The following is a 22,315-nucleotide window of genomic DNA, read 5'->3' as shown; positions in this document are numbered from 1 at the left end:
AGGAACACCTTTTGCTTTAGGCGAAAAAAAATAGTTTTTTGAGCGAGGGATAGGTGTTAATGAAGAGAGTTTTTTGGTTATTGATGCTTTTGTCTGTCGGTGCACATGCTGTTACAAATATGTGGATTCGTACGGGCGAGGCTTATGGTATAGAGCCAAGACTGCTTTATGCCATCTCAAAAGTTGAGAGCAATGTTCGACCGCTTATCATCTCCGTAAACTACAAAAAATTGACAAAACCTCAAGAGCAGAAGCTCTACTCAATGCTTCAAAGCAGAAACATCTCTTATAAAATATATTCAAAAGTAGTAGAAATTGACAGTAAAAACAGTGCCGAGGCTAAGGGTGTTGTTGATTTTTTAGACCAAAACCGCTATCCGAGTTTTGATATAGGGTTGATGCAGATAAACAACATGCATAAAGAGATGCTCTCAAAGTTGAAAATACCGCTTAGTGCGCTTTTAAATGAAAATATAAATCTAAGTGTTGCGGCAGGTATTTTATGGGAATGTTACAAAAAACATCGCTCAAACGATAAAGCCATCAATGCATACAACGGTGCAGCAGTCGGGAATACATACTATACAAAAGTATTTACAGAGTTGCGCAAACTGCTGCTTGCACACGAAAACAGTTCAAAACGCCTTTTTTATCGTATCATTTAAGCTGCTAAAATCCATATTTAGCCACTTTTTATTGTTTTTAAAGTATCATATATCCATTTTTAAAATTTATTTTTTGGATAAAGAATGCAAGTACATATAGAGCTTAAAAAAGTTGTTGATGATTCCTACGACATAACCATAGACACCCTCCCAAAACTACATTTTGATACAAAAGTCGCAGTTGTAACAAATACAACAATCTCCGCTTTGCACTTAGAGTATCTTCTTGGCAAAATCAGTGCAAAAGAGCTTCATGTTATCACACTTCAAGACGGAGAGGAGTATAAAAACCAAGAGAGTATCGATGCTATTTTAGACTCACTCTTTGAACACCGTTTTAACCGAAAATCTCTTCTTATTGCTTTTGGGGGCGGTGTTGTTGGCGATATGACAGGGTATGCTGCCAGTATCTACCAAAGAGGGATTGACTTTGTTCAGATACCAACGACACTTCTCTCTCAGGTGGATGCGAGTGTGGGTGGAAAAACAGGCTTCAACAACAGATACGGAAAAAATCTTGTCGGGGCATTTCATCAGCCAAAAGCGGTTTACATAGACCCATATTTTTTGACGACACTTCCTGCAAGAGAGTTTGGCGCCGGAGTTGCGGAGATAGTAAAAATGGCGGTTACTTTTAACAAAGAGTTCTTTGAGTTTTTGGAGCGTGCAGATTTAAGTAATCCGGAGATACTTCAAGATGCGATTAGACAATCTGTCCAGACAAAAGCCGATGTGGTAAGCCAAGACGAAAAAGAGCAGGGACTTCGTGCCGCTCTAAACTACGGACACACCTTTGGGCATGTCATAGAAAATGAGACTGCGTACAAAGAGTATCTTCATGGTGAGGCAGTTGCCATAGGTATGGTAATGGCAAATGAGATGGCTCTGAAGATGGGCTACATGAACGAAAAAGAGGTTGCCCGTGTTAAAGCGCTTTTACAAAAGTATGATTTGCCTACGACATACACCATAAATGATGTAAGAAAGTTTTATGAAGCATTCTTTTTGGATAAAAAAAGCTCTGATGCCGCCATCACTTTTATTCTTCCTCTTGGAATCGGTGATGTTGTTATTACCGATAAAGTTGATGTCGGGACTATAATGTGTGTTTTAAATAAATTTGGAAAAGAGTAAATGCAAAAAATATTTTTTTATCTGCTTATCACTGCAATACTCTTTTTTTCTCAAGCACTTGCAGAGCAAACAAAACAAGTTCAAACTCCAGAAGAGATAGAGCGTATTAAAGCCGCCGAGGAAAGCGCAAAAAAAGAGAGGATTGTACAGCTTCTTTTTGAATTAAAAACTATAGAAGAAAATATTGCAAAAAAAGAGAGTGTATGGATAAAGAGTTATGCATCATATCTTACTTCTTTGGATGTGCGAGAGAGCCTTGATAAGATAGTTGAAAGAATCAACTACCTTCAAAAAAAGCGAGATAAATCGCTTAGTGAAACAGATGAGCTTAGTGCGCTTATAGCACGTGAGAAAATTTTAACTTCACAGATTGAGAAGTTGAAGAAAAAAGACAGCTCTCCATTTTCAAATCTTATCACGCCGCCAAATATAGACGAAGTGCCGTCAGTTACTAATCCTTTGGATATTTTTATGGGTATTTCACTTATAAAAACACTCAATGAAGGGTTTAAAGAGTATATTGCAAAAAAAGAGGAGCTTAATACTTTAGTGGGGCTTTTACGTTCAGAGATAAATATCTATACACAATTGGAAGCTATAGATACAGAACATACACGTAAAGAGCAGTTTGATTTGAAACTAAAGCAGCTTGAGAGATTTGAATCGGCTCTTGATACCATGAATGTTACGGTTGATGTGTATGAAAAGAGACTAGACATTATAGAGATAAATATCAATAAAGAGATAGAGTCTCAGATGTTAAAACTTGTCAAGATTAGTGTTATTGTTCTTTTTGTTTTCCTCATCTTTTTTTTACTAAAACTTATTATCAAAAAGTATATTACCGACAATGAACGCTTTTATATGGCAAACAAATTTATTACATTTGGTAATTTTACACTCATTATTCTCATCCTATTTTTTAACTATATAGAAAATGTAAGCTACTTGGTTACTATCTTGGGATTTGCTTCTGCGGGTATCGCTATTGCCATGAAAGACTGGTTTATGAGCATACTTGGTTGGCTTGTTATCGTTTTTGGCGGCAGTATTCATGTTGGGGACAGAATCCGTGTCGATATGGATGGACAGGTTTATGTGGGCGATGTTATGGATATCTCTCTTTTACGTATGACTATGCTAGAAGATGTCACTTTGACAACAGTTTTAGAAAACAGACGTGCAGGAAGAATTATCTTTGTTCCAAACAACTATATTTTTACAAGAATGATAGCCAACTACACCCACAGCTCTCTCAAAACCGTATGGGATGGGATAGATATAACCATTACGTATGATTCCAACCATAAAAAAGCGATGCATTTGGTAAAAGAGATAACAAAGAAGTTTTCAAAAGGATATACGGATATCACAAGAAAACAGCTCAACAGATTAAGAAGCAACTACAGTCTTAAAAATAGCAATGTCGATCCTCGCATCTTCTCTTTTATCGCTCCAAACGGTATCACTATTAGTGCTTGGTATCTTACAAACGCTTATGCGACGCTTACGCTGAGAAGTTCTATATCAACAGAAATCATAGATGCTTTTTTGGCAGAAGACGATATAACTATAGCATATCCGACACAGATGCTTCATCTGGAAGAGAGTGCGAAAAAAACTCCGCCCTTCGCACCGCAAGAGGTGATATAAATGAAACAAAAAGTATATTTTAAAACATTTGGATGCAGAACCAACCTTTATGATTCTCAGGTTATGATGAGTGCGATGCAGGAGTATGACATTACCGAGGATGAAAATGAAGCCGACATAGTCGTAGTCAACTCATGCACGGTTACCAACGGTGCCGATTCGCATGTCCGCTCCTACATCTCTCATGTAGAAAACAGCGGCGGTGCAAAGATATTTCTCACAGGGTGCGGTGCGCATACCAAAGGAGAAAAACTCTTGGAACAGGGGCGTGTTGCAGGTGTTTTTGGGCAGAGCGAAAAGCTCAAAATCGACACGATGCTCAGCCGTGAAGAACCTTTTTATGAACCCGGGGATTTGAATCACATAGACGAGAGTGTAGTGGATGATTTTATCGGTAAAAGCAGGGCGTTTATAAAGATTCAGGAGGGGTGCAACTTTCGCTGTTCATACTGCATCATTCCTTATGTGCGTGGAGATGCACGAAGTATGGATGAGGAGAAGATTTTAGAACAAATCCGCAGACTTGGCGCAAACGGATTTGGAGAGTTTATTCTCACTGGAACAAATGTCGGAAGTTACGGGCAAAAAACGGGAAGCTCTATTGCCTCGCTTATGAAAAAAATCTCTCAGATTCGAGGTGTGAGACGCATCAGACTTGGAAGCGTTGAGCCGATTCAAATCAGTGATGAGTTCAAAGAGATTTTGGATGAACCGTGGCTGGAACGACATCTGCACATTGCACTTCAGCACACATCGCCGCAGATGCTAAGATACATGAACAGACGAAATGTTTATAAGCAGGACAGAGAACTCTTTGAACTGCTCTCAAGCAAAGGATTTGCCATAGGGACTGATTTTATCACAGGGCATCCGGGGGAGAGCGTAGAATTATGGGAAGAGGCGATGCGCAATGTGCGAGAACTTCCACTTACTCATCTGCACGCATTTACCTACTCAAAACGAGACGGCACGCCATCGGCCGTGATGAAGCCGGAGGTGAGCGGCAAGATGGCAAAAGAGAGACTGCATGAGCTGGAAAATATCGTGGCAGAAAAAAACTTTGCTTTTAGAAGAGCTTTTGGCGGGGATCTTCGCGTTCTCGTGGAGAGCCAAAAAGATGACTATTTTATAGGATACGACCAACATTTCAACAAGATAATGATTCATTCGCAAGAGGATCTTGTCGGAAACTGGATTGATATTGGTTCGTATGAAGCCAAAGAGGATGCAAATTATGCTAGAGTCTAAGACAAACAGAATTGTTCTTTATGTATCGGCTTTTTTGGTTATTGTACTTGTTCTTTTTGCGTTGTTACGGGATAATGCGGAGCCTATCACGCTCAAAGAGGCAACAAAGATTTTAGAAAATCACAGTGTCAAAAGCGTTGTAGCAACGCAGGAGTATGTCTATCTCAAAACCGAAAAAGAGCTTTACAAAATTGCAGCTTCTCAAGTTTCGCCAAAGATGTTTGTTGAGTATGAAGTGAAAGTAAAAAACAGTTCTAGCATCATTGTCTATCTTCTGTTTTTGGTTCTTTTTTTGGGTTTTGGAGCACTTTTTTACAGGTGGTTTCAAAAAAACAGAACTTTGAAAACACAAGAGGCAAAAGAGACAAGAGGGCACTACGCCTCAGAGCATGCAACACCCATAGAGTCTATAAAAAGCGATATTACATTTGAAGATATCGGCGGCATCAGTGATGTAAAAAGCGAACTTGAAGAGATAATCGACTTTATGAAAAAACCTAAACGATATAAAAGTTTCGGTGCAAGAATGCCGCGCGGCGTACTTTTGGTAGGTCCTCCGGGGGTCGGTAAAACCATGATAGCAAAAGCGGTTGCAAATGCCGCAGGTGTGCCGTTTTACTACCAAAGCGGTGCTTCGTTTGTGCAGATTTATGTCGGAATGGGCGCAAAAAGGGTGCATGAGCTCTTTGTTGCCGCAAAAAACAACTCGCCATCCATCATCTTTATCGATGAGATAGATGCAGTCGGTAAAAAAAGAGACGGACAGAGAAATGACGAGAGAGAAGCAACGCTCAATCAGCTCTTAACGGAGATGGACGGTTTTGAAAACTCAAGCGGGGTTATAGTTATCGCCGCAACAAACAAGATAGATGTTTTAGACTCTGCACTTTTGCGTGCGGGAAGATTTGACAGACGTATCTTTGTGGAACTCCCGACAAACAAGGAGAGAGCGCTTATCTTGTCAAAATACTTAGAAAAAGTGCCTCATAATGTTGATGTAAACAGTATCGCAAATATGACAGTCGGATTTAACGGCGCATCTTTAGCGGCACTTGTAAATGAAGCGTCGCTTCTTGCCATCAGACAACATGACTTTCAAGTGACGATTGAGCATTTTCATCAGGTCAAAGACAAGGTTATGTTTGGTAAAAAGAAGCTCCAGATTCTTAGCCCGAAACAAAAAGAGTACCGTGTTACATACCAAGCCGCAAAAGTTATCTGTGCTACATACTTTGACCTTCCTTTTGAAAAACTGCTTCTCTCAAATGAAAAACTAACTCCCGCAACCGATGAGCCTCTTTTGCAACATGAGCTAGAATCAAGAGTAAAAATGCTCTTGGCGGGTGTCGTTGCATGCGCCATCAGATACCATGAACACGCAAGCAGTGCCAAGGGTGATTTGGATGAGGCAAAAGAGATAGTCGAGAAGATGATAACAGAGTACGGCATGGGTTCTTCGCTCATGGCAAGCCAAAACGAAAAAGAGATTTTGATGCAAAAACTCTACACGCAGACAAGAGAACTCTTAGAGTCTCTACAAAGTGTTATGGCGGAGGTGGAGAGCGTTTTAAACGAGAGGGAGAGCATCACAAAAGCAGATGTGAAAAAGAGGTTGGATGCGATTTTATAGCGGGTTTTCTCTCAAAGGTGATGAGCACTTTTTTGATGCGTACATAAATCGCTCCGACTACACTGTTTGCGGTTTTAGCTATGGAGCTATCAAAGCTTTTGAGTATGCAAAAGAGCAGTTGGTATTTGAGAAAAGAGTAGATACTCTTCAGCTCTTTTCCCCTGCATTTTTTCAGACAAAAGAGGAGAAGTTTAAAAAACTCCAACTTTTAGGCTATAGAAAAAGTAGAGATTTATACTTAATTGAATTTATAAAATCATGTTTTTTACCATATCAAAGAAAGAGTGTAGAACACAAGGAAAATAGTGTTGAAGAGTTAGAAGAGCTACTTTATTTTAACTGGAATATAGATGAGCTAAAAAATCTTGCACAAAAAGGGGTAAAAATAGAAGTTTACCTCGGCGGCAAAGATGCCGTTATAGACGCAGAGGGCGCAAGAGAGTTTTTTTTAGAGGTTGCAACCGTAACATACATGAAAGATGCAAACCATTTTTTACAAATAAATTAGGAGAAAGAGATGAGCCAAATAAAAATAGGCGTAATAACCGCAAGCGACAGAGCAAGCAAGGGAATCTATGAAGATATATCGGGAGTTGCCATTCAAGACACTATGAAAGATTATTTAAAAAGCGAGTTTGAGATAGTTTACAGATGTATCCCTGATGAGCAGGATATGATAGAGCAAACCATGATAGAGCTTTGTGACAAAGAGGGGTGCTGTTTGGTTGTAACCACAGGTGGAACGGGACCAGCACTCAGAGATGTAACACCTGAAGCAACAGAAAATGTATGTCAAAAAATGATGCCGGGATTTGGCGAATTGATGCGTCAGGTAAGCCTAAAGTATGTACCAACAGCCATACTCTCACGCCAGAGTGCAGGCATCAGAGGCAAAAGCCTTATCATAAACCTGCCGGGAAAACCAAAATCCATAAGAGAGTGTCTTGACGCGGTATTTCCTGCCGTGCCGTACTGTATAGATTTGATTGAAGGACCTTACATTGAGACAAATGAAGATGTTATAAAGGCATTTAGACCCAAAGTATAAAAGACACCTCTAAATACGGTGTGACAAGAAAAACTATTTTCTATCTATAAAATTTAAAAATGAATCCTTAAATTTCAGTCTGTTTTGAGGATTCTGTATCCATGCAAGATGCGTAATCCTTTCTGCTTCTATAATCGGAAACCATGTCGTTTTTAGATTTTCATCAAGCATACATCTATCATAAATTGATTCCAAAAAATTCCATATTATAAAAGCATAAATATCATACTCTACATTTTGCTCTTCGGTTCGTATGATATTTTGTCTTGCCAGATGAGGTTTCGATAGAGCCTCTTTTAGTATTTCAAAGTACATTTTATCTATTTCACCGTAGTGAACGATCTGCATAGTTTTGTTGTATGTTCGCATCGAATAAAGCAGTGCAAAAACAGCCATGATAGTTGCTATGATACCCATGATAGAGCTTATAGCTGCCCACAATACAGTATATTCTTCGCTAAAAAAAATATCCATACCACCACTCCTATATAAGTTTTAAAATTTTTGGCGTATTAGAGAACATTTTATCAATCCTCTCATCATCTTTAGTACATCCGTAAACAAACGTATAAATATCCTCCACCCACTCCATAAGTTGTGACTTTGAAATATTTTGTATATCACTATGATACACTAAAAGCTTCATAAGTGGTGCGACTTGACTACTTTTTATCGGTAAAATATAATCAAATGGTTCAATTTTTCTACATCCCAATCTTTTGTAAAAAAGTTCCCGTTTTTCTCTTATATCTTTTTCATTGCTTGTTTCTTCAGGAGAGTCTATCTCTATAATTACAGGCTTAATGCCTTGTTTTGAAAAAGTTTGCATAACAGCAGCATAAAAAAGCTTTGAACCTATACCAAGCCCCCTTTTTCTTTCATTTATAGCCATATATTCCAAGAGATAAAAAGAGGCTCTTGCAGGATGAAAAATTACACAAAAACCTACTATTTCATTACTAATCTTAGATGTGAAAATTGTATAATCGCTAGAGTTTAGGATTGATAAAAGTTCTTCTTTTGATTTTTGTTCACTTGCAGGAAAAGAAATCTTATAGATGTCATAAAAGCTATTAAAACCATTCTCATCTTTTTGAGAAAGAGATTCTATAGTTACTTGCAAAAATGTTGTTCCTCACCCAATATAATTTTATTCTCCATAACGTGACCACATTCCGGAAATTCTTACTGCTTCCTCGTTCCACCTCTCCCGAGGTGGAATGCATACTTTCATCCAACATCTCCCTTACCACAACTTCTCAATATCCACCAATCCAACCATACCGCTATAATCCCTGGCACTACTGTATCCCCAATGGATGGCTTCATCCACATAGCCTCTTTTTACAGGGTTGTTATGTATGTAATCTACTTTTATTTTCATCATTATCTCGTCTTGTCAAGAGCGGTAACCAATGAAGCACCGTGTATGTTACAAAATGCGGATGTGTCGTTTCGTATATTTTATATCTGCTTCTTCCCATAAGAGTATTGTAGTTTGGTTTGGCTTAATGTGTTCTATGGGGTATATATATGCATTCTACCTCAGGAGAGAGATGGAACGAGTAAATAATTTTATTTTTGCAAAAAGAATGTTAGACATCTTTTTCATTTGGATGTTGATCCAAATATGTTGCCAAAGCTTCAAAACGGCGGTTCATTTCACCACTAGAATCAACAAACATATGTTGAAAAAACTTTCTAATATTTTCGGCAGTAATCTCTGTATTTGTTGGATTAAAACTTTGGCCATTAGGAAGCTGGACTTCCTGTCCCTCCATTCCAGTACGAGAAAGAGCAATAAGATTTATCCCGGCTGCTGCTTCATAATCACCTTTGGCAACAAGTTCATTGTAAAGAGCTTTTTCACTCGCACTTAAAGTAGCCATAGTATTAACGAACCCACCAGCTTTTTGCTGATAATCCAATTCTTCAGCTGTAAGTGTTTGTGGATCTTTTTCAGCTATTTTAGCAAGGTATTTATCATTAGTGTTAACAAATTTAACTTCTTCACTAGTTCTCTGAATAATTGGCTTAGTTTTAATGGTATCAAGACGGATCTGAATTTCCTGTTCTTGTGCCGCCGCTTTTGCCTCATTAGAAATAGTAACAGTGTCTGTTGTATAACTTGAAGCTAATGAATCGACAGGACTATTTTCTTGAGCAAAAAACTTTCTTTCTGGAGTTGGAGTATATGCCATATAAGCATTAGTGGCATTGTTAATTATCATTTCTGTTCTCTTTTAAGAAAATATATTGGTATTTAAAAGCAAAAAATATACCATGAATGGAAAAAATAAGTATCAACCACCATTTTAGACACTTCCTCGTTCCACCTCTCCCCGAGGTGGAATGCATACAAAAATCATAAATTAGATAAAATTCACATCCGTAACATGGTGTTTTAGACCAAGTTCTTCAGGGCTGCATCCAAGAGCAAGTCCAACCATTTGTTGCATATGTAAAACAGGAAGTGCAACTTCACGCCCTATGGCTTTTGAAGCACTTTTTGTTTGAGTGTCAAGTTTTAGATGACAAAGAGGACAAGGTGTTACCATCATATCTGCATTGCTGTCTGTTGCACCTGCTATAGCGGCACCTGTTAAAACTGCTGCCGTGTTAGGTGCTTGAAGCTCAACATGGAAGCCGCAGCATTTTGTTTTCTCTTCATAATCAACAGTCATACCGCCACAAGCTATGATAAGGTCATCAAGAGAAGTCGGCTTATAAGGATTTTCTCTCATTTTATGCGACTCATCGTGAAGTTCTGATGGACGGATATTGTGACATCCGTAAAACGGAGCTATGTTGAACTGGCTTAGAGGTTTTACAACCATTTTTTTGATTTCATCAAGCCCGAAGTCATCTATGATAGCATATAGAAAGTGGATAACATTTGAAGTACCTTTATACTCAAGTCCTACTTCTGCAAGTTTTTCGTTTACTCTTGCTTTTAGCTCAGGGTTTTTGTCTAGTCTATGTTTTGTCATAGCGGTATTTAGCTGACATGTATTACAGATAGTTACCATTGTAAGACCGTGTTTTTCTGCATAAGCTATGTTTCTAGCATTTAGTACAAGAGATAAAAAGTCATCATAGTCTTGTAAGTGAGAAGCTCCACAGCATGAAGCCTCCGTTAGCTCTATCATCTCAATGTTTAGTTTTCTAGCTACCGCCATAGTTGACATCATCTGTTCAGGAGTGCTTTGTTTTGCCGTACATCCCGTAAAAAGTGCATATTTTAGTTTTTTCATATCTCTTACTCCTAGAACTTTACTGTTGATGATGATTTGATAAGTTTTTGAATCTCATCAAGTTTATCTGATTTTGTAATACCCCATGGAGGAACAATTTTGCCTTTTCTAAACATTTGAAGTGCTACAGGCAAGTGCTTGACGATATGTAATCCCTCAGAGTAAAGTACTAAGCCGCCCTCATCAAGTACGCCGTTCTTTTTGATGGAGTGTAGGAAACCGACTGCATGGCGAGTTGCAACATTGTTTTTTGCAACACCTCTTTGAAATGCCATCTGGTGAAGTTTGGTGATTTTGTTGATTGGGTTGATATCTTTTGGACAAACTTCCGCACACTCAAAACACTTGGCACAGTCCCAAACGCCTTGTTTCTCTTCGTTGACATTGATAAGTCTTTCGCCGTCACTATCGCGAACATCAGACTCAAAACGATAAGCCGCTACAAACGCCGCAGGTCCGAAGAAGTCGCTGTTTATCTCAACAACAGGGCAAGCGTAGTGACATGCGCCGCATTGGATACAAAGGTCTGCTTCATCAAGTTCTTCGGCATCGTGCGGAGATACTAAGTTCTCACATGATGGGCATTCGTCTATGTCGGCAACAAGATAGGGAGTAACCGCCGCATGCTTTTCCCAAAAATCTCCCTTGTCGATAATCATATCTTTAACAGCTCTTTTTGTGCTTAGCGGCTCAAGAGTTATCTCGTTTCCGAAGTACTCTATCATAGTGGTCATGCTCTCTTTACATGCAAGAGTGCTTCTACCGTTTACTTTGATGGCACATGCACCACAGATACCGTGGCGGCAGCTTCTGCGGTATGAAAAACTTCCGTCATGCTCCCATTTGATTTTATTTAGAATATCTAAAACTACATCTTCGCTTGTTACATCCAGCGTGTAGTTCTCATAGTACGGTAGATAATCTGCATCGGCGTTAAAGCGAAATACTTTGAAGTTAACTTTTTGTGTAGTAATTTTCTCTGCGCTCATATCTTCTCCTTAGTAGTTTCTTGCTTTAAGTTCATGTTTGCCAAGCACGACATCCATGTAGTCAAGAGAAATATTGCCCTCATTGTCCATATATGCCATAGTGTGTTTTAGGAAGTTTTCATCATCTCTTGCAAGATAATCTTCTCTATAGTGCGCTCCACGGCTCTCTTTTCTCTCAATAGCGCTCTCTACTATAAATGCCGAGTAGTCAAGCATGTGCCCAAACTCGATAGCCTCTTGCATCTCTGTGTTAAATACTTTTGATTTGTCTTTGATGCGGATATGTTGAAATCTATCTCTAAGCTCTTTTATCTTTGCACTGGCGATAGAGAGCGTCTCTCCCGTTCTAAATGCGCCTGCATTTGCAGTCATGCACTGTTGTAGCTCTTCTCTAAGAGCCGGAATCGTCTCTGAGCCGTTGTTGTTAAGCACAAATGCTATCTCTTTGAGTGCAGTTGCGGCATCTTCAACAGTTGCAGGGCGAAGAGGTATGCTATCTATCTCTGCCACCATTGTTTTGCCGACATAACGACCAAAGAGGAGTGCTTCAAGAACGGAGTTTGCACCAAGGCGGTTTGCTCCGTGGACGGAGACGCATGAACACTCACCTGCCGCATAGAAACCTTCAACGAACTCTGTGTTGTTTTTGCGTACATTTCCTGCTATATTTACAGGAATACCGCCCATAGAGTAGTGAGCAGTAGCAGAGATAAGGATAGGCTCTTTTATCATATCAAGACCTAAGAAAGTCAGTGCCAAATCACGAAGCTCAGGCAATCTCTCCATAATCAAATCTTTTCCTAAATGCGTGACATCGATGTAAACCGCATCTTTTCTAGGACCGACACCGCGACCCTCTCTGATTTCATTTAAAATTGCACGGCTTACAACGTCTCTAGAAGCCAGTTCCATTGCATTTGGAGCGTACTTTTCCATAAATCTCTCGCCAAGAGAGTTGAAAAGACGTCCACCTTCCCCGCGAGCCGCTTCAGAGATTAAAACACCGTTTCCTGAAAGACCTGAGGGGTGAAACTGAACAAACTCCATATCTTCAAGCGGAAGACCGTGTCTTGCTACGATAGAGAGACCATCGCCCGTGTTTGCGTGAGCATTTGAGTTAATCTTGTAGCTTCTTGCGTATCCGCCTGTTGCAAACATTACCGACTTTGCGTTGAAAATAGCCACTTGCATATCTCTGATGTTAAAGGCAACAACACCGGATACCTTGCCGTCTTTATAGATGATATCACTTACATACCACTCATCCCAAAACTTTACGCCGCTGCGAAATGCTTGCTCGTAAATCGTCTGAAGCAGAGTAAGTCCCGTTCTGTCTTTTGCATAACATGCACGAGGAGACGATTGTCCGCCAAAAGGTCTTTGAGCGATTTTGCCATCTGCGCTTCTGCTAAATGCTGCACCCATTCTCTCAGCCCAGCGAATAGTCTCAGGTGCATTTTTACACATAAACTCAACAGCATCCTGATCAGCTAAATAGTCACTTCCCTTTACTGTATCAAACTCGTGAAGCTCAACACTGTCTTTATCGCTTAAAGCAGCGTTAATACCGCCTTGTGCAGCTCCAGAATGGCTTCTTAGCGGATGAAGCTTTGTGATGACGGCAACTTTTTTTCCTGCAACCTGTAGTTCTCTTGCGGCAGCGCAACCAGCCAGTCCCGCACCAACTACAATTGCGTCGTAAGTATAAATAGGAATACCCATTAGCTTTCCTTTGTTAAAAGTAATAAAATAAGGGGGATTGTACTCTTTTTAGCCTTTGCGTATAATAAAAAATAAATTTCTCTTAACTGACTGTTACTTAATGTCTCACTTTAGAGTGGCAAAAATGGGCAAAGTGTGAAAATACTTCTCACAATTCGCTATGCGCTACATCTTTTACTTGAAAGATTCTATTTTTTCCATTTTTTTGTGCATGAAGTAAAATTTTCTTTGCTTGTCTGATTGCCTCTTCAAGTGAAAGATTTTTTGGTTTGATGACATGCCCGCCACAGAGTGAAAGCTCTATTTCCCCAAGCTCAGGAGAACTTACCTGAAGCTCTGTAATACCTTGACGCATGCTGCTGGCATCTTTGAAAAGCTGCTCTTTGCTTGGGCGGGAAAGAATGACCGTAAATTGATTGTACTCTGTTCGCGCTATGACATCTGTTGCTTGCTGGTGTAAAGAGAGTGAAAAAGCAATTTTTTTAAGTATAGACTGAGTGAGCTCCTGAGAGTAGGGCTTGTTTGTTTTTGAAAAATTGTCCACCTCAAAAACTGTAACTGAAGTATAGTTGCTCTCTTTTATCCCTTTTTTTTCAGAGTAAGAGTTTATCATCCCTTTGAGATTGTTGATACCGGTTACCGCATCAAGCATTGTCGGGTTTTCTGTTGCAGGGGGTTTTCTTTTTATTTTGAGTGAGATAGCCCCTGCTTCTTGGGAGAAAAATGAATAATTTGCAAAGTTTGGATTATTTAAAAGTTCTAAATCTTTGTATATCAGAGCAAGTTTTTTTCTAAACCAAAGAGCTGCGAACAAAACTATTATAAAAGCGACAAAAGTCACTTGTCTATGAAGGTTGAACTTTGCTTGATCATAAGAGATGGATTTAATCATAATTGCATTGATATGACTTTTAAAAGAGTCAAAACTGACGGTTAGCTCTGCTGCTTTTACCTCTTCGTCTTTTGTGCTGCTAAAGTAGGCATCTGCTTTTTTTGTGAAATCCGCTCTTAGGGCATCCAGCGTTTTAAGATCACTAAGATACTCCTCTGAGGTTGAGAGAAGCACTCTTTCAATAATGCTATATTGATAAAGAGTATGAAGTTTTTCCGTGTCATAGAGCAGCTGTGTTGTTTTGCCGTGAAGCTGGATAAAAGATAGCTCTAAGTTCTCTTTGGAGAGGTTTAAAATATCTGCTGCTATGGATTTTTGGTTTGCAAGATTGTCGATTTTTTTATAGCTAGTGGTATGATCCAATGCGACTAATACACCAAGAGCCGCAAAAACTGCTGCAAAAACAAGAAAGAGTGAAAGATTTTTAAAGACGCTTTTAATAGAGTACTTCATTGGAATCTCCTGTATTAATGGTATAATTGGCACTTATTCTATCATAGATTAAATAATTTCGATTATTAAAGAGATGTTTTGGATTTTGAAAACTATTTTATAAAACAATTTAAAAGTAAAAAAATCGGTGATGACGGTGCGCTTGTTGGCGGTATGGTTTACTCAAAAGATGCTTTTTTTGAAGATGTACATTTTAAACGTTCATGGATGAACCACTATCAGGTAGCTGCCAAAGCCATGGCAGTCAATGTCTCCGATGCTATCGCCATGAACGCAAAACCAAAGTATGCACTTGTAAGCGTTGCTATGCCAAAGAGCATCACAAAAGAGCAAGCAGGCGAATTGGCAAGAGGCTTTTTAGAGAGTGCGGCAAAATATGGTGTAGAAATCATCGGCGGAGATACCATAAGCAATACCAAGCTTGACATTACTATAACCATCATCTCCGAGGCGAAAAAACCGCTTTTGCGAAAAGGGTTGCGCACAGGCTATCTTGTAGCGCATACCGGAGTGGTCGGCAGAAGCGCAAAAGAGCTTAAAAAAGTGATGAACTTGGGCAAGCTTCATAAGAAATCAAAGTTTGTAAACATTGAACTAAGAGAAAGATTTATCTCAAAGTGTAGCCGTTTTTTAAAAGCGGGTATGGACATTTCAGACGGAATCTTTAGTGATTTGGGTAAACTCTCAAATGCAAACGGCATTGGAGTTCAGTTTTACAAAAAGATACCAAAAAACATCGGATGCAGCGGAGAGGAGTATGAGATGCTCTTTGGTTTTGACAAAAGAGATAAAAAGGCACTCTTGAAGCATGCCAAACTAACACGAACACCCGTAAAAATCATCGGTGAGTGCGTTAGAAAAAATTACAAAAACAGATGCAAAGCGCATCACTTTTAAAAAAACAGGATTTACATGAACAGATTTTATTCGCTTTCTCACTCAAGTATAGATTTTCATTTTAAACAGACACCGCGGGATTTCGTAGTAGAAGAGGTACCTCTTTATGAGTTTTGCGGTGAAGGAGAGCATCTTGTGCTTTTTGTGAGAAAAAAAGGGATTTCTACTCTTGAACTTGTCTCTATGATTGCAAGATATTTGGGAATCAAAAACAAAGAGATAGGCTATGCCGGGCTTAAAGATAAGCATGCCATGACCAAACAGTATATCTCTTTGCATAGAAAGTTTGAGCAGATGATGGATGCGTTTGAGCATGAGGATGTTAAGATTCTCTCAAAAACTTACCATAACAATAAGATAAGGGTAGGGCATCTTAGCGGTAACAAGTTTTATATAAAGCTCAAAAAAGTAAATCCGACATCGGCTTTGAAGATAGATGAAGCACTTAAAAACATCGCCGCTTACGGGATGCCAAACTACTTTGGGTATCAAAGATTCGGTACGGACGGCAACAATCACATTGACGGGCAAAAGATAGCAAGAGGCGAGAAGAGGGAGCGCAATCCAAAAGTAAGAGAGCTTCTCATCAGTGCATATCAGAGCCATCTTTTTAACCTTTGGCTCTCAAGAAGGCTTGAGATAAACTCCCTTATCGAGAAATTTGCACCGCATGAGTTGGAGAATCTTTTAAATATCCCAAAAGAAGAGATTGCAAAGATGAAAGCCCAAAAACACCCTTTTAAGCTCATTAGCGGCGACATCATGGAGCATTACCCATACGGAAGGCTCTTTGAGTTCTGCGGTGATGAGCATGATATGAGCAGATTTTTAGAGAGGGATGTTTCTGTTACGGGACTTTTGTGCGGTAAAAAAGTAAAACATGCCTCGGGAGTGGCTAGAGAGATAGAGAAGGATTTTGACGATACCATTGATGAGGACGGCTCACGACGCTATGCATGGGTTTTTCCAAAAGATATAGATGGGCGTTACAAAGATGAAGAGGCACAGTATGAGCTTAACTTTTACCTTCCAAAGGGTTGTTACGCAACTGTTCTTATTGAAGAGATAGCAAAAAGAGAGATTAGGGAGTAATTATGGAGAAGCATATCACATCAGCGATTTCACAGGCATTTGGAAAGTTTGCAAACGAAGAGTTTGCCACACCGATTCAAAATTTTATAAACAGTTCTTATGTCTCTTTGATGGGGCTTGACATGAGCGAGTTTCACGCACCGCAAACCTACAGCTCGCTTAATGCGCTTTTTACGAGAAAACTAAGAGAAGATAGAGTTTTTTCACTTGATAGCGATGATTTTATTTCTCCGTGTGACTCTCTTATCTCTGAATGCGGTGTGTTAGAGAGTGAGTATGCACTTCAGATAAAAGGGATGCGATATAACTCTGATGAGCTTTTAGGGGAGCATTTTAGCAGTGAAGAAAAAGCTATCGTTCATGACGGCACTTTTATAAACTTCTATCTCTCGCCGAGAGATTATCACCGCTACCATATGCCGACAAACTTGAAAGTGTTGCGAGCGGTACATATTCCGGGGAAATTTTATCCCGTCAATATTCCATCACTAAAAAAAAGGGTTAATCTTTTTGTAGAAAACGAGAGGGTAGTGCTTCTTTGTGAAACTCAAAATCAAAAAAGGTTTTATATAGTGCTTGTAAGTGCCTTAAATGTCGGTGTGATGCAGGTTGCATTTGAGCCACGCATAAAAACAGATGCGGACGCACTGCAAAGCTCATCATATAGCTATGAAAATCTCTACTGCAACAAGGGTGATGATTTTGGCTGTTTTGAGATGGGTTCTACCATAGTTGTCTTGGCGCAAAAAGATATGCTGGAGCTTGATGTAAAAGCAGGCGAAAATGTGAAGTACGCTCAAACGATAGCGAAGTTGGTAATTTAGATAAGATTAATTAAAGTTGTTCTATAATAAAAAATTATGAAAAGGGGTCAGTATTGAAAGTCTTAGTGGTAGATGACTCAAAAATCGCAAGAATTAGCGTAATAAAAAACGTTGTGGGGGTTATGCCCGATGTTGAAGTTTTTGAAGCAACCAATGGCTTAGAAGCGGTAGAACTTTTTGCAAAAGAGAGACCATCGGCTGTTTTTTTGGATTTGACTATGCCTGTTATGAATGGCTATGAGGCACTTAAGAGGATTATGGAGATAGACAAAGCGGCTCAGGTTATCATCGTGAGTGCGGATATCCAAAGTGAAGCAAAACTAAGAGTTCTTGCTGCGGGGGCTAAAAATATGTATCCAAAGCCTATCAACCATGAGATTGTGAAATTGGTTTTTGAAAAAGATTTATTAGTATAAAGGCAAAGAGGATGAATTTAGAATTTAATGAAGAACAGATTGATGCACTAAGAGAGTTTATGAATGTCTCTATCGGTGCTGCCACGGCAAGCCTCGCAAGTCTTTTGGATGCTTTTGGGACAATGCACATACCAAAGATAGAGATTTGCAACTCTAGTGAACTTTCAAATAAAATTGAGTCAACTGTTGATTTAAACTCAATGTATTATGTTACTAAGCAGCTTTTTACGGGAAAATTTGGCGGGGAGTGTATCTTCCTTGTCTCTGAGGCATCGGCAACAAATTTAGGCAGACATCTATATGCCATACAGACACCGTCTTGTGATGAGGTAAATGATGCTGTTATAGAACTTACAAACATCCTTACTTCAACCATCGTAAGCAGACTTACGCAAGAGCTGGGCATACAAGTTCAATTTTTTGTTCCGTATCTGCATTTTACTGACGCACACTCAATCGTTGATGATGGGGATATCTCTAAATACTCTAAGATTATCATTATCAGTACGATTTTGGATTTTCAAGACCAGCAGATAAAGGGCAATATTTATATTCTTACAAAAGATGAAGCTATAGAGAGTTTGCGAGCGCTTATAGATGAAAAACTGGAAGAGATTTACGGATGATAGAGATAAAATACCCTGATGTTTTGTTAGATTCACTTGAAAACGGACATATGATTGTTGATGATGCCTTTAACGTAAGTTATTGGAACAGATGGCTTAGTATTAATACCCAAATCCCAAAAGAGGAGATTATAGGCAAAAGTTTAGAGAAGTTTTTTCCGCAGATAAACTATAAAGTGCTTTACAGAAAGATAAAAACTGCTCTTACTATAGGCACGCCTACTTTTTATGATGTTAACAGCGCTAAAAAATTTGTCCCTATAGAGCGTAACAAAGTTACAACCTCTTCTCTGAGGCTTATGCAGCAGCAGGTGACTATCTCTCCGTATATCGCCTGTGAAAATAAGGTTATGATTTCCATTTATGATATAAGTGAGCTTTTTGAAGCAAAACTGCTTATAAAAAAAGAGGCGCAAAAAGTACAAACACTCAATGAAAAACTTGAAGCAGATAAAGAAGTCATAGATAAAAATATCATGGTTATGAAAACATCCACAAACGGCATTATCAGGGATGTAAGTTCATTTTTTTGTGATTTTTTTGAAGTAACAAAAAGAGAATTGTTGGGAAAAAATATATCTATGTTTAAACTTTCCGATACCTCAGATGTTATTTACAGAGATTTATGGGAGACCATAAGAAGCAAAATACCTTGGAGCGGAGAGCTGCAGTATAAGACTTCAAAAGGGCAAAAAAAGTGGTTTTTGGCTCGTGTCGTACCTATCTTAAATGAGCTTCGGGAGATTGTGGAGTTTAGTGCAGTTTTTCATGATATTACAAATGAGAAACTTTTGGCGGAACTCTACATCACAGACCCGCTCACAAAGCTCTATAACCGCGCCCATTTTGATGAAACCATCAACTTTATAGCAAAGAATCAGCGAAAATCAGATGTTGATTTTATTTTGGCTATTGTTGATATAGACTATTTTAAACGCATAAATGACACTTATGGGCATCAAGTCGGAGATGACGCTCTTGTATGTGTAGCAAAAAATATCAAAAAATCTCTAAGAGAAAATGACCTTGTTGCACGCTGGGGTGGAGAAGAGTTTGTCATAATGCTTAAAAACGTCACTCTTGATGAAGCTCAAAAGATAATGGAAAAGGTTAGAAGCAACATAGAAAAAAATATTGTTTGTCACGATATCAAAGTCACCGCTTCTTTTGGCTTGACAAAATATAGAGAAAATGAAGAGCCAAAAGAGACATTTAAGAGAGTGGATGATGCACTTTATGAAGCAAAAGATGGCGGAAGAAATAGGATTGTTGTAAAATAGCAGAGCTTTAATGCTCTTGCTACAATTTATACATTAAATCTAAAGTGCATGATGTCTCCGTCTTGCACGATGTACTCTTTGCCCTCAAGACGCATTTTTCCTGCCTCTTTTGCCTTGTTTTCTCCGCCGTATGCGACAAAATCAGCATAGGCGATAACCTCTGCACGGATAAAACCTTTTTCAAAATCGTTGTGAATTACGGCTGCTGCTTTTGGAGCGGTTGTGTTTTTGCGGATAGTCCATGCACGAACCTCTTTTACGCCTGCGGTGAAGTAGCTCATAAGACCCAATTTGTCAAATCCTTTTTGGATAATCTGCTCAAGTCCGGACTCTTCTACGCCAAGAGAGCTTAAAAATTCCGCTGCTTCTTCATCTTCTAAGCCTACAAGTTCCTCTTCTACTTTAGCGCAAAGCTTGATAAGTTCACAGTTGTTTTTTGCCGCATGCTCTTTTAGTTTTAGAACAAAACCGCTATCTTCAAGCAGACCGTCTTCATCGACGTTTGCACCGTACATAATCTCTTTGCCTGTTAAAAGTCTTACATCATGGTTTAGCTGCTTATACTCTTCCGTGTCGGCTTTTGGAAAGTTCCTTGCCAAATTGCCATCTGCCAAAAACTCCGACAGTTCTTCTGCTGTGGCCAAAACTCCAACTGCATTTTTATCGTTTTTTGCCTGTTTTTTGAGTCTGTCCATCCTGTTTTGTAAAACTTCTATATCTGCAAGTATAAGTTCGCCTTCAATGATTGCTACATCTCTTAGCGGGTCGATGCCAGCTTCCGTATGGACGATGTTGTCATCTTCAAAACAGCGCACTATGTGTAAAATTACCTCTGTTTCACGGATGTTTGATAAAAACTTATTGCCCAGACCCTCGCCTTTGCTCGCACCCTTGACAAGTCCTGCGATATCGACAAAGTCAACTGTTGAGTGTTGGATACGCTCAGGATTTACTATTTTTGCAAGTTCTTGCAGTCTTATGTCAGGAACGGGAACGACTGCTTTGTTTGGTTCGATGGTACAAAACGGATAGTTTGCCGCTTCTGCATTTTGTGCTTTTGTAAGTGCGTTGAAAGTTGTTGATTTACCGACATTTGGAAGTCCTACAAGACCGATACCTAAACCCATGATTGACCTTTTGTGCTATAAAAATAATTGCACAATAATAGCAAAAGGTTGCTTAGAACATGGCAAATTGGGTTTTCTTGATACAAATCAACACAATATCTTAAAGAAATTTGATAATAAAATGCGTATTTGATATCACTAAGTTATATTTTGGTGTATAGTATATGTAAGTTTTTTGAAGGGGGAAAGCATGCGCCATAAAAACAGTATAGAAGAGAATTTTTTAGAGCTTATTACTGAACATTTTCCGGACATGCTATGGGTAAAAGATTTGCATGGGCGTTATCTCTATGCCAACCGTGCTATTTGTGAAAATCTGCTTATGACCGATACTGAGGAGGTTATCGGTAAAACAGATATTTTCTTCGCAAAGAGAGAGCGTGAGAGCCATCCTGAAAACTCTCAGTGGCACACTTTTGGTGAACTCTGCCTCAACAGTGATGAAATCGTGCTTCAGTATGAAGAGACAATGGCGTTTGAAGAATATGGTAACGTCCGTGGTGAACATACTTACCTAGAGGTGCATAAAGCGCCGCTTTATGATAAAGACGGAAAACTTATCGGCACTATAGGCAGCGGACGCAATATCACGGCTCAGAAAAAAACAGAAAGAGCGATCACTGCCATGAACAACCTTGCAAGCACCGGTCCGGTTGTTCTCTTTGAGTGGTTACCGCAAAATGGATGGCCTATCAAAAACGTCTCTCGCAATGTTGCAGGGCTTTTAGGTGTGGAGTATGAGGAGATTGAAGATGCCAATATGCCTTTTGTGCAGTTTATCCATCCTGAAGATCTTGCAGAAGTAGCAGAGGATGCAGCAGAGTATTTTTTAAAGAAAGCAACATCTTTTTCGCAAGACTATCGCATCATTAAGCGCAACAAAGATGTGATATGGGTAAGAGATTTTACCGTTGTAGAGTATGAGGGTAACGGAGAGGTGGCATCCATCAAGGGATATCTGCTTGACAACACTGCAAAGGTAAATGCGCAAGAAGAGATTAAAAGACTAAACTACACTGACATTTTAACAGAACTGCCGAATCGCCGAAAGATACAGCAAGATCTCATTAAAAAAAAGCCGCATGCTTGCATCGTTTTTAACATAGATAAGTTTCGTGAGATAAATGATTTTTTTGGTGTCAAGGCAGCAGACAGCATTCTTACGCAAGTTGCGCAGTGGTTTATGGATATGCATATCAATGCTTATCGCATTGGCGGGGATGAGTTTGCAGCACTTCGGCTATATTTACATAAAGGTACAAAATGCGCCACGGTTCTTAAATATGGCTTAATCTAATGTAATTTAACTCTTAATATAAAAATCCTTTCTCACAAATGGTGGTTTTTAAGAATGAAAAAAAGTAA

Annotated in this window: 23 protein-coding genes; 14 read left to right on the top strand and 9 right to left on the bottom strand. The window is 39.1% G+C overall.

Annotated elements, in window-relative coordinates:
* Positions 1–59 precede the first annotated feature (59 nt).
* The 7 genes from PHY84_RS09855 to mog all read left to right on the top strand — a co-directional run bounded on the left by PHY84_RS09855 (position 60) and on the right by mog (position 7,378).
* Positions 60–665: a transglycosylase SLT domain-containing protein gene (locus PHY84_RS09855; protein WP_299859354.1), complete on the top strand. Its 606-nt coding sequence runs from the start codon at positions 60–62 to the stop codon at positions 663–665.
* An 84-nt stretch (positions 666–749) separates the two neighbouring features.
* A complete protein-coding gene (gene aroB / locus PHY84_RS09850; protein ID WP_299859352.1) occupies positions 750–1,799 on the top strand; it encodes a 3-dehydroquinate synthase in 1,050 nt (349 codons plus the stop codon).
* Positions 1,800–3,452, top strand: a complete 1,653-nt coding sequence (locus PHY84_RS09845) for a mechanosensitive ion channel domain-containing protein (RefSeq protein WP_299859350.1) — start codon at positions 1,800–1,802, stop codon at positions 3,450–3,452. It abuts the gene before it with no gap.
* A complete protein-coding gene (gene mtaB, locus PHY84_RS09840) occupies positions 3,453–4,700 on the top strand; it encodes a tRNA (N(6)-L-threonylcarbamoyladenosine(37)-C(2))-methylthiotransferase MtaB (RefSeq protein WP_299859348.1) in 1,248 nt (415 codons plus the stop codon).
* Complete coding sequence (locus PHY84_RS09835) at positions 4,687–6,330, top strand: AAA family ATPase (RefSeq protein ID WP_299859346.1); 1,644 nt, start codon at positions 4,687–4,689, stop codon at positions 6,328–6,330. The genes mtaB and PHY84_RS09835 overlap by 14 nt, the downstream gene beginning before the upstream one ends.
* A complete protein-coding gene (gene bioV / locus PHY84_RS09830; protein ID WP_299859344.1) occupies positions 6,317–6,838 on the top strand; it encodes a pimelyl-ACP methyl ester esterase BioV in 522 nt (173 codons plus the stop codon). Before PHY84_RS09835 ends, bioV begins: the two co-directional genes overlap by 14 nt.
* Positions 6,839–6,847: 9 nt before the next feature.
* Positions 6,848–7,378, top strand: coding sequence for a molybdopterin adenylyltransferase (gene mog / locus PHY84_RS09825; RefSeq protein WP_299859342.1), 531 nt, complete (start codon positions 6,848–6,850; stop codon positions 7,376–7,378).
* Between the two features lie 33 nt (positions 7,379–7,411).
* On the opposite strand, the gene PHY84_RS09820 is transcribed toward mog, so the two are convergent.
* The 8 genes from PHY84_RS09820 to PHY84_RS09785 all read right to left on the bottom strand — a co-directional run bounded on the left by PHY84_RS09820 (position 7,412) and on the right by PHY84_RS09785 (position 14,688).
* Positions 7,412–7,852 (bottom strand): hypothetical protein, encoded by a 441-nt coding sequence (locus PHY84_RS09820; protein ID WP_299859340.1) that lies wholly within the window; start codon positions 7,850–7,852, stop codon positions 7,412–7,414.
* A 10-nt stretch (positions 7,853–7,862) separates the two neighbouring features.
* Positions 7,863–8,501: a GNAT family N-acetyltransferase gene (locus PHY84_RS09815; RefSeq protein ID WP_299859338.1), complete on the bottom strand. Its 639-nt coding sequence runs from the start codon at positions 8,499–8,501 to the stop codon at positions 7,863–7,865.
* Positions 8,502–8,624: 123 nt separating this feature from the next.
* Entirely contained in the window at positions 8,625–8,765 is a 141-nt protein-coding gene (locus PHY84_RS09810; RefSeq protein ID WP_299859337.1) for a hypothetical protein, read from the bottom strand.
* Between the two features lie 208 nt (positions 8,766–8,973).
* Complete coding sequence (locus PHY84_RS09805) at positions 8,974–9,609, bottom strand: hypothetical protein (protein ID WP_299859335.1); 636 nt, start codon at positions 9,607–9,609, stop codon at positions 8,974–8,976.
* Between the two features lie 141 nt (positions 9,610–9,750).
* Positions 9,751–10,632, bottom strand: a complete 882-nt coding sequence (locus PHY84_RS09800) for a CoB--CoM heterodisulfide reductase iron-sulfur subunit B family protein (RefSeq protein ID WP_299859333.1) — start codon at positions 10,630–10,632, stop codon at positions 9,751–9,753.
* Between the two features lie 11 nt (positions 10,633–10,643).
* Complete coding sequence (gene sdhB / locus PHY84_RS09795) at positions 10,644–11,621, bottom strand: succinate dehydrogenase iron-sulfur subunit (RefSeq protein ID WP_299859332.1); 978 nt, start codon at positions 11,619–11,621, stop codon at positions 10,644–10,646.
* Positions 11,622–11,630: 9 nt separating this feature from the next.
* Positions 11,631–13,343, bottom strand: a complete 1,713-nt coding sequence (locus PHY84_RS09790) for an FAD-dependent oxidoreductase (RefSeq protein WP_299859330.1) — start codon at positions 13,341–13,343, stop codon at positions 11,631–11,633.
* Positions 13,344–13,491: 148 nt separating this feature from the next.
* Entirely contained in the window at positions 13,492–14,688 is a 1,197-nt protein-coding gene (locus tag PHY84_RS09785) for a diguanylate cyclase (RefSeq protein WP_299859328.1), read from the bottom strand.
* A gap of 78 nt (positions 14,689–14,766) precedes the next feature.
* On the opposite strand from PHY84_RS09785, the gene PHY84_RS09780 reads away from it, so the two are divergent.
* Genes PHY84_RS09780 through PHY84_RS09755 form a run of 6 tightly spaced genes read left to right on the top strand, consistent with a single transcriptional unit; the run spans position 14,767 to position 19,823 of the window.
* Positions 14,767–15,585, top strand: coding sequence for a thiamine-phosphate kinase (locus tag PHY84_RS09780; protein WP_299859326.1), 819 nt, complete (start codon positions 14,767–14,769; stop codon positions 15,583–15,585).
* 15 nt (positions 15,586–15,600) lie between these two features.
* Positions 15,601–16,677 (top strand): tRNA pseudouridine(13) synthase TruD, encoded by a 1,077-nt coding sequence (truD, locus tag PHY84_RS09775; RefSeq protein ID WP_299859324.1) that lies wholly within the window; start codon positions 15,601–15,603, stop codon positions 16,675–16,677.
* Positions 16,678–16,679: 2 nt separating this feature from the next.
* Complete coding sequence (locus tag PHY84_RS09770) at positions 16,680–17,501, top strand: phosphatidylserine decarboxylase (RefSeq protein WP_299859322.1); 822 nt, start codon at positions 16,680–16,682, stop codon at positions 17,499–17,501.
* Between the two features lie 53 nt (positions 17,502–17,554).
* Positions 17,555–17,917: a response regulator gene (locus tag PHY84_RS09765; RefSeq protein ID WP_299859320.1), complete on the top strand. Its 363-nt coding sequence runs from the start codon at positions 17,555–17,557 to the stop codon at positions 17,915–17,917.
* 11 nt (positions 17,918–17,928) lie between these two features.
* Complete coding sequence (locus PHY84_RS09760; RefSeq protein ID WP_299859318.1) at positions 17,929–18,543, top strand: chemotaxis protein CheC; 615 nt, start codon at positions 17,929–17,931, stop codon at positions 18,541–18,543.
* Complete coding sequence (locus tag PHY84_RS09755; protein WP_299859316.1) at positions 18,540–19,823, top strand: diguanylate cyclase; 1,284 nt, start codon at positions 18,540–18,542, stop codon at positions 19,821–19,823. The genes PHY84_RS09760 and PHY84_RS09755 overlap by 4 nt, the downstream gene beginning before the upstream one ends.
* Positions 19,824–19,849: 26 nt before the next feature.
* On the opposite strand, the gene ychF is transcribed toward PHY84_RS09755, so the two are convergent.
* Positions 19,850–20,950 (bottom strand): redox-regulated ATPase YchF, encoded by a 1,101-nt coding sequence (ychF, locus tag PHY84_RS09750; protein WP_299859314.1) that lies wholly within the window; start codon positions 20,948–20,950, stop codon positions 19,850–19,852.
* Between the two features lie 190 nt (positions 20,951–21,140).
* On the opposite strand from ychF, the gene PHY84_RS09745 reads away from it, so the two are divergent.
* Entirely contained in the window at positions 21,141–22,247 is a 1,107-nt protein-coding gene (locus PHY84_RS09745; protein ID WP_299859312.1) for a sensor domain-containing diguanylate cyclase, read from the top strand.
* The last annotated feature ends 68 nt before the right edge of the window (positions 22,248–22,315 follow it).

It is taken from the genome of Sulfurimonas sp., assembly GCF_028694605.1.
Taxonomy (GTDB): Bacteria; Campylobacterota; Campylobacteria; order Campylobacterales; family Sulfurimonadaceae; genus Sulfurimonas.
Note: the sequence above shows the minus strand (reverse complement) of the source record. Positions and strands in the feature narration are given on the sequence as shown.

What these genes read in the sequence shown, in the direction of transcription:
- PHY84_RS09855 (WP_299859354.1), top strand. Translation starts at nt 60, where the DNA reads ATGAAGAGAGTTTTTTGGTTATTGATGCTTTTGTCTGTCGGTGCACAT.
- aroB (WP_299859352.1), top strand. Translation starts at nt 750, where the DNA reads ATGCAAGTACATATAGAGCTTAAAAAAGTTGTTGATGATTCCTACGAC.
- PHY84_RS09845 (WP_299859350.1), top strand. Translation starts at nt 1,800, where the DNA reads ATGCAAAAAATATTTTTTTATCTGCTTATCACTGCAATACTCTTTTTT.
- mtaB (WP_299859348.1), top strand. Translation starts at nt 3,453, where the DNA reads ATGAAACAAAAAGTATATTTTAAAACATTTGGATGCAGAACCAACCTT.
- PHY84_RS09835 (WP_299859346.1), top strand. Translation starts at nt 4,687, where the DNA reads ATGCTAGAGTCTAAGACAAACAGAATTGTTCTTTATGTATCGGCTTTT.
- bioV (WP_299859344.1), top strand. Translation starts at nt 6,317, where the DNA reads ATGCGATTTTATAGCGGGTTTTCTCTCAAAGGTGATGAGCACTTTTTT.
- mog (WP_299859342.1), top strand. Translation starts at nt 6,848, where the DNA reads ATGAGCCAAATAAAAATAGGCGTAATAACCGCAAGCGACAGAGCAAGC.
- PHY84_RS09820 (WP_299859340.1), bottom strand. Translation starts at nt 7,852, where the DNA reads ATGGATATTTTTTTTAGCGAAGAATATACTGTATTGTGGGCAGCTATA.
- PHY84_RS09810 (WP_299859337.1), bottom strand. Translation starts at nt 8,765, where the DNA reads ATGATGAAAATAAAAGTAGATTACATACATAACAACCCTGTAAAAAGA.
- PHY84_RS09805 (WP_299859335.1), bottom strand. Translation starts at nt 9,609, where the DNA reads ATGATAATTAACAATGCCACTAATGCTTATATGGCATATACTCCAACT.
- PHY84_RS09800 (WP_299859333.1), bottom strand. Translation starts at nt 10,632, where the DNA reads ATGAAAAAACTAAAATATGCACTTTTTACGGGATGTACGGCAAAACAA.
- sdhB (WP_299859332.1), bottom strand. Translation starts at nt 11,621, where the DNA reads ATGAGCGCAGAGAAAATTACTACACAAAAAGTTAACTTCAAAGTATTT.
- PHY84_RS09790 (WP_299859330.1), bottom strand. Translation starts at nt 13,343, where the DNA reads ATGGGTATTCCTATTTATACTTACGACGCAATTGTAGTTGGTGCGGGA.
- PHY84_RS09785 (WP_299859328.1), bottom strand. Translation starts at nt 14,688, where the DNA reads ATGAAGTACTCTATTAAAAGCGTCTTTAAAAATCTTTCACTCTTTCTT.
- truD (WP_299859324.1), top strand. Translation starts at nt 15,601, where the DNA reads ATGAACAGATTTTATTCGCTTTCTCACTCAAGTATAGATTTTCATTTT.
- PHY84_RS09770 (WP_299859322.1), top strand. Translation starts at nt 16,680, where the DNA reads ATGGAGAAGCATATCACATCAGCGATTTCACAGGCATTTGGAAAGTTT.
- PHY84_RS09760 (WP_299859318.1), top strand. Translation starts at nt 17,929, where the DNA reads ATGAATTTAGAATTTAATGAAGAACAGATTGATGCACTAAGAGAGTTT.
- PHY84_RS09755 (WP_299859316.1), top strand. Translation starts at nt 18,540, where the DNA reads ATGATAGAGATAAAATACCCTGATGTTTTGTTAGATTCACTTGAAAAC.
- ychF (WP_299859314.1), bottom strand. Translation starts at nt 20,950, where the DNA reads ATGGGTTTAGGTATCGGTCTTGTAGGACTTCCAAATGTCGGTAAATCA.
- PHY84_RS09745 (WP_299859312.1), top strand. Translation starts at nt 21,141, where the DNA reads ATGCGCCATAAAAACAGTATAGAAGAGAATTTTTTAGAGCTTATTACT.